11 protein-coding genes are annotated in these 12,630 nt (G+C 59.6%); 10 read left to right on the top strand and 1 reads right to left on the bottom strand.

Going from position 1 to position 12,630, the window contains the following annotated elements:
* The first annotated feature begins 1 nt into the window (after nucleotide 1).
* From ACE3OA_RS00200 to ACE3OA_RS00220, 5 genes are read left to right on the top strand one after another with little or no spacing between them, the layout of a single operon-like run.
* Nucleotides 2-1,543, top strand: a complete 1,542-nt coding sequence (locus ACE3OA_RS00200) for an ABC transporter substrate-binding protein (RefSeq protein WP_374306549.1) — start codon at nucleotides 2-4, stop codon at nucleotides 1,541-1,543.
* The gene (locus ACE3OA_RS00205) at nucleotides 1,540-2,493 is read left to right on the top strand and encodes an ABC transporter permease (protein WP_374306551.1); all 954 of its coding nucleotides are present in this window, start codon (nucleotides 1,540-1,542) and stop codon (nucleotides 2,491-2,493) included. The genes ACE3OA_RS00200 and ACE3OA_RS00205 overlap by 4 nt, the downstream gene beginning before the upstream one ends.
* The gene (locus ACE3OA_RS00210) at nucleotides 2,490-3,299 is read left to right on the top strand and encodes an ABC transporter permease (RefSeq protein ID WP_374306553.1); all 810 of its coding nucleotides are present in this window, start codon (nucleotides 2,490-2,492) and stop codon (nucleotides 3,297-3,299) included. The genes ACE3OA_RS00205 and ACE3OA_RS00210 overlap by 4 nt, the downstream gene beginning before the upstream one ends.
* Nucleotides 3,296-4,210 (top strand): oligopeptide/dipeptide ABC transporter ATP-binding protein, encoded by a 915-nt coding sequence (locus ACE3OA_RS00215; protein ID WP_374306555.1) that lies wholly within the window; start codon nucleotides 3,296-3,298, stop codon nucleotides 4,208-4,210. Before ACE3OA_RS00210 ends, ACE3OA_RS00215 begins: the two co-directional genes overlap by 4 nt.
* Nucleotides 4,207-4,908: an ABC transporter ATP-binding protein gene (locus ACE3OA_RS00220; RefSeq protein ID WP_374306557.1), complete on the top strand. Its 702-nt coding sequence runs from the start codon at nucleotides 4,207-4,209 to the stop codon at nucleotides 4,906-4,908. The genes ACE3OA_RS00215 and ACE3OA_RS00220 overlap by 4 nt, the downstream gene beginning before the upstream one ends.
* Before the next feature lie 296 nt (nucleotides 4,909-5,204).
* Here the strand turns inward: ACE3OA_RS00220 and ACE3OA_RS00225 are convergent, their stop codons facing one another.
* On the bottom strand, nucleotides 5,205-5,906 hold the full coding sequence (locus tag ACE3OA_RS00225; protein WP_374306559.1) for a GntR family transcriptional regulator: 702 nt from the start codon (nucleotides 5,904-5,906) through the stop codon (nucleotides 5,205-5,207).
* Nucleotides 5,907-6,412: 506 nt separating this feature from the next.
* Here ACE3OA_RS00225 and ACE3OA_RS00230 point away from each other — a divergent pair.
* The 5 genes from ACE3OA_RS00230 (at nucleotide 6,413) to ACE3OA_RS00250 (ending at nucleotide 12,629) form a co-directional block, all read left to right on the top strand.
* Nucleotides 6,413-7,498, top strand: a complete 1,086-nt coding sequence (locus ACE3OA_RS00230; protein ID WP_374309182.1) for a sugar ABC transporter substrate-binding protein — start codon at nucleotides 6,413-6,415, stop codon at nucleotides 7,496-7,498.
* A 108-nt stretch (nucleotides 7,499-7,606) separates the two neighbouring features.
* Nucleotides 7,607-8,137 (top strand): cupin domain-containing protein, encoded by a 531-nt coding sequence (locus tag ACE3OA_RS00235; RefSeq protein ID WP_374306561.1) that lies wholly within the window; start codon nucleotides 7,607-7,609, stop codon nucleotides 8,135-8,137.
* A gap of 92 nt (nucleotides 8,138-8,229) precedes the next feature.
* On the top strand, nucleotides 8,230-9,765 hold the full coding sequence (locus ACE3OA_RS00240) for a sugar ABC transporter ATP-binding protein (protein WP_374306564.1): 1,536 nt from the start codon (nucleotides 8,230-8,232) through the stop codon (nucleotides 9,763-9,765).
* Nucleotides 9,765-11,819, top strand: a complete 2,055-nt coding sequence (locus ACE3OA_RS00245) for an ABC transporter permease (protein ID WP_374306566.1) — start codon at nucleotides 9,765-9,767, stop codon at nucleotides 11,817-11,819. The genes ACE3OA_RS00240 and ACE3OA_RS00245 overlap by 1 nt, the downstream gene beginning before the upstream one ends.
* 9 nt (nucleotides 11,820-11,828) lie before the next feature.
* A complete protein-coding gene (locus ACE3OA_RS00250) occupies nucleotides 11,829-12,629 on the top strand; it encodes an SDR family oxidoreductase (protein WP_374306568.1) in 801 nt (266 codons plus the stop codon).
* Nucleotide 12,630: the final 1 nt, after the last annotated feature.

The raw sequence follows: 12,630 nt of genomic DNA on the forward strand, positions 1-12,630 counted from the left end.
AATGAACATGAATACTTTCAGCCGACGCACTTTTCTTGGCGCCACGATTTTGGCCGGCGTCGCGCCAAGAGCGTCTTTCGCCCACAGCAATTCTGACACGCTTGTCTTCGTCAGCGACTATGTCTTGAAGGCCGCGCCGGCACCCGGCAGCTACGACATTCAGATTGAACCGCTCTACGGCAATGCCGAGTTTCTGATGCGACCAACCAGAGAAGGCCCGCAACCCTGGTTGGCGGAGGCGATCGAGCAGCTTGAACCGACCAAATGGCGAATCACCTTGAAGCCGGGCATCACCTTCCAGAACGGGCGCCCCCTTGACGCAAAGGCGTTAAAAGGCTGTCTCGACTACTATCTTACATCGAAAGAGAACCAGGGCGATCCCGGTGCGGCTCTGATGGGAAACCCCACCTCCATAGACGTAAGCGGTAGCCTCAGTGTCGATCTCACGCTACCAAAGCCGTTTCCGCGCCTGCCCTTCGCAGCGGCGCACTACGCTTATCTCATTTTCGATCCGGAAGCTGTTGCTGCGGTGAATGGTGACTGGTCCAAGCTCGTCGACAAGGGGATCTTCACGGGGCCGTTCACCTGGGAGACGATCGAGCCGGGGAAGATCACCTATAAGCGTTACGACAATTACTGGGGCGGCAAACCCCACCTTGCCAGCGTCACGATCAAGCAGGTTCCGGACGAGCAAGCCGGTCTTCAGGCGATTTCGGCGGGCGAGGCGGATGTGCTGGCCTACCCGGCGCTTTCCCTCGCCGCAGCGGCCAGAGGAATGCCCAATACGAACTATGTCGTCATCGACGGTGTCGGCTTCATCGGCCTCTACCCGGAGCCGCACATTGCGCCTTTCGACGATGTAAAGGTCCGGAAGGCCCTTTCTCTTGCGATAGATAACGATGCCATTGCCAAGGGCGTCGGGTTGGGACTGGGCACGGCCATGAAGGGGTGGTTCCCAGCTGAATCTCCGCTGGAAGTTGACTGGGTGGTACATGATCCAGCCAAGGCCGAGGCTCTGCTCGAAGAAGCCGGTTGGAAGAAGGATGCCGATGGTATCCGGGCAAAGGACGGCAAGCAGCTCGAAGCGCGTTTCTATTGCTATACGGCGATTGGCGAAGGAGTAGCCACGGCATCGGCAGATATGGCGAAGAAAGTCGGATTTCTGGCCACGGTTCGCCGGTTCGAACACTACTCCGATATCCCAGCGGTACAGAATGTCGATGGCGGCATCTACACAATGTATACAGAGAGCTTTGGTTTGAATGGCGATCCGCAAGGCACTATGTTTTCGGTCCTTGGCGGTGGTTACGGCGTGAAGGCCTTCGACGACATCAAGGCGGTCCTCGATCCGGTCATGCAGAGCACGGACCAGAGCGAAATCGATGCCGCCATGAAGAAGGCGCAGGAAATCAATGGGGAACATGCCTATTGGCTCCCCATCATGGACGACAAGGCGCGCTTCATTCTGTCTGACCGCTTCAAGCATGTGGCGCTCAACCCGTTCTACATCTTTGCCGACGCAAAGATGGCGCCAGAAGCGTGACGACGCGAATTCTCCTGGGTGCCTTTCGGCGATTGGGAGGGATGCTGGCCACCTTATGGGTGGCCAGCATGATCATCTTTCTTCTTCTATCTGCACTCCCGGGAGATCCAGCAGAAATGATGGTGAGCAAGGGGAACGCGCGCCCTTCGCCAGAAGCAATCACCGCCCTGCGTCACGAACTCGGTCTCGACCGCCCTTTGCCGGCGCGATACGGGGCCTGGCTGCTATCCGCTATTCAGGGCGACTTCTCGCGCTCATGGATGACCGGGGCACCCGTCGCGACGCTCATCGGACAAAGATTGGGGGCAACCTTGTTCCTGGGCACGGCTGTCCTTTTGTCGGGTGCGTTTGGGACGATTGCATTCGGCGGCATCGCCGCTGCCGTTCCTGGAGGCATCGTCGACCATATCATGCGTGTGATCGCCGTTTTGGGGACGGCAATACCGAGTTTTGTGCTCGGTCTGCTGGCAATCCGCTTCATTGCTGTTGGGCTTGGTTTAGGTAGCGTAATCGGTGATGGCACGGCACGGACCATCGCGATGCCCGCTGCCGTCGGCGCGCTCGGCTTGACAGCCTATTGGGTCCGCCCGTTTCGCGCTTTGGTCAAAGATGCGCTTTCCAGCGATTGGGCGCTCGTTCTCATGGCAAGAGGTATGGACTGGAAGGCCCTTCTCTTTTTCCATGCGATTCCCAATGCATTGGTCAACTTCTTGCCCTTCATCGGCATTGGCCTGGCAGGCACGCTGGCTGGCTCGATTTTCATTGAAAATGTCTTTTCCTGGCCCGGCATCGGGCCATTCGTCATTGACGCGATCAAACGGCGCGACCTGCCAATCGTCCAGGCCTTTGCCTTGATGACCGTTGCCTTCTACATTGCCTCGACGGCGCTTACCGATGCACTCTCCAGCCTGCTGGCCCCGTCCACAAGCAGGCGGGGAGCGGTGCGATGAGGGAGCCGGAATCGGCGCTCAGCTCGCGGCGGTTCGGCATCGCCTTGCTGCTGTTCCTCGTGGCCATTCTGCTGGTTGCACCCTCGCTCTATCCAGCGAGCGCTACAGACCAGGATCTGCTTGCAACCCTGCAGGCACCGAGCCTGGGACACTTGGCGGGTACTGACCAATATGGGCGGGATGTCTTGGCGCGCCTCCTTGCGGGCGGCAGGCTCTCCTTGTCGGCCTCCTTGCTTATCGTCACCGGCTCTTTGGCCATCGGATTTCTTGCCGGCATATCCGCCAGTCTTCCTGGTGTAATCGGTACTCTCCTCACCCAGTTCATGGACATTGCCCTCGCTCTTCCCTCGCTCGTTATGGCCTTGGTCGTTGTCGGCCTCCTTGGCATTGGGCTCGGCAATCTCATAATTGCCTTCATCCTCGTTGGGTGGCCCTATTACGCTCGCCTTACGCGCGGTTTTGCGCAGCAGAGGGTGAAGGCGCTCGACATTCGGGCAGCCCGTGTCCTTGGCGTCAGAGAGCGTACAATATTGCTTCACCACGTCTTACCGCACGCCATGCGCAGTCTGGCGATCGCCGCCGGACTCGACCTTGGTTACACACTCTCCGCCCTTGCAGGCTTCTCCTATCTCGGCCTGGGTGCTCAAGCACCGGCGGCGGAATGGGGATTGATGCTGCGCGATGCTCAGATGTACTTCACGGTGGCGCCCTGGCTATTGCTCGGCCCCGCCGCCGGCATTGCATGGGCAGTACTGGCAACTTCCTTGCTGACGGAAGAAATGCATGCGGCGAGGGCGGGGCAATGAATCTTATTGCTTGCCGCGATCTCAATGTCATCTATGCGAATGGCGCGCATGCCAACCGCGGGATCAGTTTCACAGTTACCGACGGCGAACGAATTGCCATCATTGGAGAATCCGGCTGTGGGAAATCCACCCTTCTGCGCGCTTTGCTAGGCCTTCTGCCTGCGGCGACGAAGGTGACCGGAACCATCGAAGTCAACGGAACCGGTAATCTACGTGACCTGTCCCGCAAAGGCTGGCAGGCGATCCGTGGCACCCAGCTGGGCTATGTCCCGCAGAATCCACTTTCGGCTTTCGACCCACTACGCAGCGTTGGCGCGCAGATGAAATTGGCGTGGACTTGCCACGGTGAGCGCATTTCATCCGCTGATCTCGTCAGTGTTCTAGGACAAGCCGGGATTGATAATGCCGAGCATTACCTTGCACTGCGGCCAAGGGCCTGGAGCGGCGGAATGCTGCAGAGAGCCTTGGTCGTCTGCGCGACGGCGCTGCGGCCGATTGTGGTCCTTGCCGATGAACCGACCAGCGCCATCGATGCGCCATTGGCGCGACAGATGCTGTCCATGATTGCTGCGCGTAGCAGTACCTTTGTCACGGTCACGCACGATATCAATCTGGTTGACGGATTGGTCGACCGAGTGCTCGTGATGTATAGCGGCCGAATTATCGAGGATGCGCCCATTGCCAGGTTGCTCAATACCCCGCGGCATCCCTACACCAAAGTCCTCCTTGCCGCTCTTCCGCGCCGCGGCGTGTTGCCTCAGGAACTACCCGGTGAGCCACCGTCTCTATTGAGTCATGACGCGAGTTGCGCATTTGCACCTCGTTGTCGCAGAGTTCATCCGGCCTGCCGAGTTCGACCAGCGATAGTTGACGGCGTTGCTTGCCACCTCAATACGGCTACTTCTTCATGATTTCAGTGACAAACCTGACCGCAGGCTATGGAGCGAGAACGATCCTCCGCGACGTCTCGCTGGAGGTCCTTCCCGGTGAATGCGTAGGATTGGTTGGGCCATCCGGCTCGGGAAAATCGACACTTCTCAGCGTACTAGTGGGAGAATTGCCGTATCAGAGCGGTTCAGTCGATATTGCCGGTTGGAGACCAGGCGGAGCGGGTAGCAGGCCACCCGCAGGCCATATCGGGATGATATATCAAGATCCCGTCGCATCCCTCGACCCACTCTGGAACATCGGTCGATGCATTGCCGAGCCGCTTCTTGCTGCCGGAGTGCTGGAGACATCTGAGTTGGTGGCATCTGCCATGAAGACGGTTGGCCTTCGCCACCTGAATCCTAGGACGAAGGTGCCTCATCTCTCGGTAGGGCAGGCACAGCGTGTCGCCATTGCACGCGCGACCGCGGCGGAGCCCGCTGTCGTCATCGCCGACGAACCCACGAGCGCCCTTGATCCAACCAATGCCGCGAGTGTCGTGCGGCGATTTCATGAGATGGCAAAGTCGGGCACTAGCATTCTTATCGGCAGCCACAATCAGTGCCTTCTGGAAAGTTTCTGCTCCCGAATTCTAACCATAAAGACCCGTCCGGAAGGCGCTGCTATCGTCGCTACGAATGACGAAGTCATATTTGGAGGATCCACGGATTTCACCAAATGAGATTGGCTGGTGACCTGCTATTGAGAATTCTCTCCAACTCCCAGTGGAAAATGGCCTCATCATTGGAACCGAGCGATGAAAAGAGGCGGCTCTCGGAAGAGCGAATTGTCGGGAAATGAAATCGCGATCGCCAAGGGCGCCAAATCAGAATTTTTGATGACGTGAGCCCCAGGCATCCGCCACGTGACAGGGAAAGCCGTTCTGGCAATCGATGTTGAACAAGTCAGCAAGCGGCATGGCGCGACAAGCGCTGTTGACGATGGCTATTGCCGACACCGATCAGGCACTAGAAACGCCTAGGAAGAGGGCTTGCCGCCAGGGGTCGTTTCGAACCGATAGTGGCGACGAAACCAAGCGGCGGCCGCGCGAATGTCGAGAGCAAGTGCAAATCGGGCGCTTGCGGCGTCTCGCCGCTCCATCGCGGCGATGACCCGTTCGTGTACCGCGACGCCGCGATCGAACATGATCTTGGAACCGGGCAGCCGGCGCACAAAGGCCAGGATTGGCCCGAAACGCAGCCATAGCGATTCGATGATATTCAAGAGTTCGTCGGCCTCGGCCGCTCGGTAGACAGCGAAATGAAAGTGCTGGTTTCCTTCGAGCATCCCAGTTGCGTCCTCGGCCTCCACCGCTGCGTGAAAACGCTCGTTGATCGTTCGCAGTTCTGCGCAAAGGCCCGCTGTGGCGCGCAGGGCCGCGCGTTGGGCGGCGTATCCTTCGACTTCCACGCGGATTCTGGTCCACTGTTCGAAATTGTCGGCAGTGAGTTCCGCAACCCGTGTGGTGCGATTGGGCATCTGAACAAGTGCCTTCTCGCTCACAAGGCGTTGGATGGCTTCGCGAACCGGCATTGGGCTCGTGCCCAGAGCGATCGCGAGCGACCGTAGGGTCAGCACTTCGCCAGGCATGAAGCGCCCCTGATAGAGCGCATTCCGGAGCTCCTGATAGACTCGCTCCTGCATCGTGCTGATATCGATCGGTCTGACTCTATGGTCCATACTTGTGTCCTTACCCGTAGTCACGACCAAACCCCGGCGAAACTATCTGCATGTCGGCTGTCCTTGCTGCCGTCGCCCCGGAGTCTTTTGGAAAGTCGATCATGGAAGACTCGCGCCGCGCCAACAGCTGACAAGGCGCCGATGCCTCGCAGCGCGCCGACGAAGGGTCACGAAACGCATGATCCAGATTCCCTTTGTTACCCGGCTCTTGGTCACATAGCGATCACGCCCGCAGCAAGAACAATTTCGTACATCACATCGATGATATCTGTGATCACAGATAATTTATACGTGATGTTGACTCGTTTCGACTTCTCGGGGATATTAGTTTTCGAGGGGTTCATGAGGGGCCCTTTCAGAAAATTCGTTCCGCGATGGCCACAAGGCGCATTTCGAGACGGATTGGCTGCTGGCACGCCGGCTAACGCGCGGTCAGAACGAGATAATCCTGGGAGGAGCAAACGATGTTTCGACTGAATCGCAAAGTGAAGACCGCCTTGGCCGTCGTGGCGGTGAGTTGCAGCCTGCTCGCAGGCCCGGCGGATGCGGACGACAAGTTCAAGATCTTCCTCAGCATGAGCTATATCGGCAATGATTGGCAGGCTGAGGCAGCCAATATGGTAAAGGCGATGGCGGCCAGTTCCACTTATCGGGACAAGGTCGACTTGCAGGTCCAGGTCGCCGGACCCAACGCGCAGCGACAGATTCAGCAGATCAACGCCATGGTGCAGGCGGGGGCCCAGGCGATCATCGTGTATCCGATTTCGCCGACAGCGCTGAACCAGGCCGTCAAGAATGCGTGTGACAAGGGCGTCATCGTTATCGCGTATGATTCAATCATTTCCGAACCATGTGCCTACAACGTACATATCGACCAGAAGGCTTGGGGCGTTAAATCGGCCGAATGGTTGGTTGAGAAGCTCGGCGGAAAAGGCAATGTCGTGATGGTCACGGGCGTGCCGGGCACGACCGTCGACACATTGCGGAACGAAGGGGCCAAGGAAGTATTCGCCAAGCACCCCGGTATCCATGTTGTCGCCGAGGCCAACGGCATGTGGAGCCAGGCGGTCGCTCGGACGGAACTTTCCAAAGTCCTGGCAACCCAATCCTGGGACAAGATCGATGGCCTGTGGATGCAGGCTGGCTGCTACACGGCCAACTCCATGCAAAGCGAAGCAGGTATCGCAGATGACAAGCTGTTGCCTTGCGCAGGCGAGGCTTCGAATGGTGGCCGAATCCAGATGCTGCCGGTCGGAACGGAAGCCGAAGGCGCCAGCGGAACCTATCGACCAATGGGCGCTCCGCGATGGTCCTCAGGTTCGCAGAACTTCACCGGAGCTCTGGCACTTAGGCTTGCCGTTGACAAACTCGAGGGCAAAGATATTCCAGCTCTGACCGATGTGCCGCAGAACATCGTCACCAACGAGACCATCAAGCTTTGCAGCGAAGGCACCTGGGCTGAGATGAAGGCCGGCTGCAACGTATTCCAACCTGCCATCATTGCCAATCCAGGCTGGTTTGCCTCGATCTTCTCTGCCGACACGCCGGAAGTTGGGCTTAACGCCGCGCTCGTCGGTCAACCCGAAGAATAAAAGGCTAAATCGCGGGCGCGGCAATGGTCATGCCCGCGATGACAAAAAATCGTCTGCGCTATCGGTCACATAGTCCGAGGCGCAAGAACGAGATTCTGGGAGGTTTAAATGGGGCTAAGGCCGATACGTCGGATTGTTACAACAAACGACAAGACGGGGCGGTCGCGTATCCTGAAGGATGGCTATGCGACCAACACATTTTCAGTCCTGACGGAGCTCTGGATCACCGATCGATCGCCGGCCAACAACACCGGCGACGTCGACAATGCCGAGCTCTCGAAGTGCCTGGAACCACCCGCCGGCGGTACATTGTTCCGCTATTTCGAGATCGAACCTGAGTCGCAAAACGCCCATCTCTCCAAAGAAGAACGCTATCAAGCCGCCGCGGCATGGTTCGCCGAAATGAAAGGATCGCATCTTCTGGTCGATACGTCGCGCGATCCGGGCATGCACAAGACGCCGACGACTGATTACATCATCCTGCTCTCCGGCGAGATCACCCTGGTGCTGGACGAAGGTGAAGTCGATTTGAAGCCCTTCGACGCCGTCGTGCAGCGCGGCACCAACCATGCGTGGGTCAATCGCGGCAAGGAGACGGCGCTTCTGATGGCGGTCCTGGTCAGCGCGAGCCCGTCGTGAAGGGATTGGCGACAGAAGGCGCCAAATTCTTATCACCCAGGTTCGACGGCTTCGGGCTGTTCGCTTTTATCGCATTCTGAGGGCGCCGCTAGGTGACTGTGCAAGACAATTACGCCATCGAAGCCAACCATGTCCGTAAGGCTTTCGGGGCGACGATCGCCGTCGACGATGTGTCGTTCCAGGTGCGGGCCGGCCGGGTCCATGCCCTATTGGGTGAAAATGGCGCTGGCAAATCGACCATCGTCAAGCTGCTGAGTGGGTTGCTGATGCCCGATAGCGGATCGTTCCGTATCTTTGGAACGGAAGCCGCGCTGGCATCGCCGCGCGCGGCGCATGGACTCGGGATTCAGACCGCCTTCCAGGAAATGACGCTGGTGCGCGATCTGACCGTACTGGAATCCGTGCTGATGCCCTATGCGCCGGTCAACGGGCTGGGCCTCATCCGCCGCCGCGCTGCCGAAGAGGACGTGTGGGCGCATTTCGCGACGCTGGGCCTGCAGAATATCGACCTGCAGGAAGAGGTCTCCAGTCTCGACCTCGCCATCAAGCAGAAGATCGAGATCGCACGCGCCCTCTATCGCAAGCCAAAGCTGCTGCTCCTCGACGAGCCCACGTCGTCGCTGACCGGGCGCGATGTCGACTGGCTGGGCGAGATCATTGCCCGCGAGAAAGCCAAGGGCGTCACGATTATCTTCATTTCGCACCGGCTCAAGGAAGTGCGCGATTTCTGCGATACTCTCTCCGTTCTGCGCAACGGCCAACACATCGCCAGCGGCGACGTGGCGAAGTTTGACGACGAGGAGGTGATCCGCATGATCGTCGGCCGCTCGATCGGCCAGGCGTTTCCGGCGCGTCCCGTCCGCACCCATCAATCGGGGCCCGAAGTGTTGCGCGCCGAGGATCTTGCCACCGATGGTAAGCTGGTCAACGCCTCGTTCAGCCTGCACAAGGGTGAGATCCTGGGTGTGGCGGGGCTTCAGGGCATGGGACAACTCGACCTCTTCGTCTCCTGCTTCGGTATGGCGGAAATCACCAAAGGCCAGCTCTATGTTGATGGCAAGCCTGTTGTGATCGCCTCGCCTGCCGATGCGGTGCGGGCCGATATCGGCATCAGCCTGGTACCGGAGGATCGCAAGACCGAGGCCCTCTTCCTGAAACTGTCCGGCACCGAAAATGCCTCCATCCCGTCGATTGAGCGGTTTTCACGCTATGGTTTCATCGACGTTGATGCCGAGCGGCGGGCGGTGGCCGATGTGTTCCAGCGCGTCGAGATCGCCGATCGTGCGCTGTGGACCAGGGCCGGCGCCTTCTCCGGCGGGAACCAGCAGAAGATCGCGATTGCCAAATGGCTGCTGGCGGAGAGCCGCGTGCTGCTGCTCTATGATCCCACACGCGGCATCGATGTCGGCACCAAGCACGAGCTCTATCGCCTGATGCGGCAATATGTAGAGGCGGGTGGTGCCATCCTCCTCTATTCCACCGAAATTCCCGAACTGGTCCATCTCGCCGACCGCGCTATCGTGCTCTATCAGGGGCAGATCGTGCGCGAGATCGCGATGGCGGATCTCAATGAAGACAATATCGTCCGCGCCGCCCTGGGTAGCGACATTTCCGTGCGAGCCGCGTGATGAAAGCGACAGCCGACCATTCGTTCCGGCCCCGTTCATTCAGGCTTGGCCGTTATCGCGGCCTGATCATCGCACTCATCGTGTTTTCGCTGCTACTCCTGCTCAACAATCTGATGAGCCCGGGGCCGATGAGCTATTTCGAATTCAGTTTCATGTCGACCGGTGGGGCGACGCTTGCCATCGCCGCAGCCGGGCAAACGCTGGTCATCCTGACCGGTGGATTCGATCTCTCGGCGGGCGCCGCGATCTCGCTGGTGAATGTGCTGCTCGCCACCAACATGCCGGACACGCCCATGGGGATCTTCCTTTGGTCGCTGGCTGGCATCGGAATCGGTATGACGATCGGTGCGTTCAACGGCCTGTTCATCGCCTTTTTTCGTCTGCAGCCGATCGTCGTGACACTGTCGACCATGTTCATTACGCAGGGCCTCACGCTCCTGGTGCTCGACAAGCCAGGCGGCATGGTGCCGGCAGGCCTCAGTGAAGTGCTGGTCTACGATGCGATCCCGAATGTCCTGCCGATGCCCGTGGTCGTGCTGGGTATTCTCATCCTGCTTTGGCTGTGGCTGAAGAACACGCGCTTCGGCACCTCAGTCTACGCCATCGGCAGCGACATGGATGCGGCGCGCGCCCAGGGCATCCGCGTGCGCTGGGTGCAGTTCATGGTCTATGTGCTTGCAGGCGGCTGTTATGGCTTTGCCGGCGTGTTCGTCTCGGCACAGACCGGCGCCGGCGATCCGCTGGTTGGCAATTCGATGTTGCTGCAGGTGTTCGGCGCCGTCGTCGTCGGCGGTACGGTGCTGGGGGGCGGGCGCGGCGGCGCGGTGGGCTCGATCGTCGGTGCCTATATCCTGATGATCGTGGTCAATATCCTGCTCGTGCTCAATGTCTCCGCCTATTATTCCACCGTTGCCGAAGGCTGCATCCTGATCCTCGCCGTGCTTGCGGGGGCGCTGGGGCGTCATGCGCCGGCAGCGCGCGGTTTACGCCGGTTCGTCGCCCGCCTAAAGGCCCGCCATGCGGGAACGCTGCCTGGCCAGAGCAATCGTCTGCCGCAGCGACTGGTATTGCCGGGCATTGGTGGCGGCAGAGCGGCTGGTGCCCTGCCGTCCTTCACTGCGCGACATGCCGAGACGATCCGCTATGCTCTGCCAGCCTATGTCTGCTTTGTGCTCGTCGTGCTGATGACGCAGTTCGTCACGGGCAACGCGCTGTTCCATGGCGGCTACTACAATTCGCTTCTGGTGCTGTCCTCCTTCCTGCTGGTTCTGGCGCTGGGGCAGGGTACGGTCATCCTCACTGGCGGTCTTGATCTCTCCGTGCCATGGACGATAGCGCTGTGCGGCATCCTGCTGGCCGGCATCGTCAACGGACAAAACGGGCCGTTGATCTACGCTCTGCCCATCGTGTTGGCGATTGGCTGCGCCATCGGATTGGTGAACGGCTTCGGCATCACCATGCTAGGAATTTCGCCCATCGTCATGACGCTTGCCATGAACGGGATCCTGCAGGGGGTGGCGCTTCTCTATTCGCAAGGGACACCGGCCGGCTTTTCCTCACCGCTGATGCGCTGGTTCATGACCTCGAAGGAGGAATTCGTGACGCCCGTCGTGATCTTCATCCTGCTGTTCGTGGTCGCTGCGGTGGTACTGCACAAGCGTACTTCTTTCGGCCGGCGGATCTATGCGCTAGGCAATGGCGAGCGGGTGTCGGCACTGTCCGGCATCAATGTCAACCGCACCACCATGCTGGTCTATATGCTGTCCGGCTTCTGCTCGGCATTGGTTGGCTGCATGCTGACCGGATTCTCCGGCCAGGCAAGCCTCGGTATGGGTGACGACTATCTGCTGCCGTCAATCGCGGTGGTGGTGGTCGGTGGCACTTTGATCACCGGCGGGCGCGGCAGCTATGTCGGCATGGTCGGCGGCGTGCTGCTGCTAACCGCGTTGCAGACATTGCTGGCAGGAACCATGCTGCCCTATGCCACCCGTATCATCATTTTCGGGCTGGTTGTCCTCGCGGCAGTCGTGACCCTGCGCGAACGAGAAGGTTAGGAGAAGAACATGGCGACACCCACTGGTCGCAAAATTATCGACGGCATCAAGCCGGGCCTGCGCGTGTTCATTTCGGCAGGCGCCTCGGGTATCGGCCGCGCCATTGCCGATATGTTGATACTGCACGGCGCCAAGGTTTTCATCTGCGACGTCGCGCAAGGTTCGCTCGATGATTTCAAGAAACAGCATCAGGGTCACGGCGCCGTGCTGGCGGATGTGTCGAGCGACGCCGACGTGGCGCGCGTCTTTGGCGAAGCCCAGGCGATGCTCGGCGGTCTAGACGCGCTGATCAACAACGCCGGGGTGGCCGGACCGACCGGCGGCATCGAGGAGATCGCCACTGCCGACTGGCGGCGCTGCATCGATGTGGGCCTTACCGGCCAGTTCCTGTGTGCACATTTTGCGGTGCCGATGCTGAAGAAGGCGGGCGGCGGCGCCATCGTCAACATGTCATCGGTGGCGGGGCGGCATGGCTATGCCTTCCGGACACCCTATGCGGCGGCAAAGTTCGGCGTCATCGGCCTCACCCAGAGTTTGGCAAAGGAATTGGGGCCGCATAACATCCGCGTCAACGCGATCCTACCGGGCATCGTCGAAGGTCCCCGTATGGATGCTGTCATCCGTGCGCGTGCGGAACAGCTTGGTCTGCCCTATGACGAGATGGAGGAGCGGTACCTGGAAAAAGTCTCATTGCGCCGCATGGTGACACCGCATGACGTTGCCGCCATGGTCACCTTCCTACTGTCGCCGATGGGGGACAATCTGTCCGGCCAGTCTTTGGGCGTCGATGGCAACGTCGAGACACTTTAGG

The sequence above is a fragment of the Dongia sp. genome (assembly GCF_041906375.1).
Classification (GTDB): Bacteria; Pseudomonadota; Alphaproteobacteria; order Dongiales; family Dongiaceae; genus Dongia.

Excerpts from the sequence above, each read along its gene's own strand:
- ACE3OA_RS00220 (WP_374306557.1), top strand. The coding sequence starts at position 4,207 with ATGATTTCAGTGACAAACCTGACCGCAGGCTATGGAGCGAGAACGATC.
- ACE3OA_RS00215 (WP_374306555.1), top strand. The coding sequence starts at position 3,296 with ATGAATCTTATTGCTTGCCGCGATCTCAATGTCATCTATGCGAATGGC.
- ACE3OA_RS00225 (WP_374306559.1), bottom strand. The coding sequence starts at position 5,906 with ATGGACCATAGAGTCAGACCGATCGATATCAGCACGATGCAGGAGCGA.
- ACE3OA_RS00210 (WP_374306553.1), top strand. The coding sequence starts at position 2,490 with ATGAGGGAGCCGGAATCGGCGCTCAGCTCGCGGCGGTTCGGCATCGCC.
- ACE3OA_RS00245 (WP_374306566.1), top strand. The coding sequence starts at position 9,765 with ATGAAAGCGACAGCCGACCATTCGTTCCGGCCCCGTTCATTCAGGCTT.
- ACE3OA_RS00235 (WP_374306561.1), top strand. The coding sequence starts at position 7,607 with ATGGGGCTAAGGCCGATACGTCGGATTGTTACAACAAACGACAAGACG.
- ACE3OA_RS00200 (WP_374306549.1), top strand. The coding sequence starts at position 2 with ATGAACATGAATACTTTCAGCCGACGCACTTTTCTTGGCGCCACGATT.
- ACE3OA_RS00250 (WP_374306568.1), top strand. The coding sequence starts at position 11,829 with ATGGCGACACCCACTGGTCGCAAAATTATCGACGGCATCAAGCCGGGC.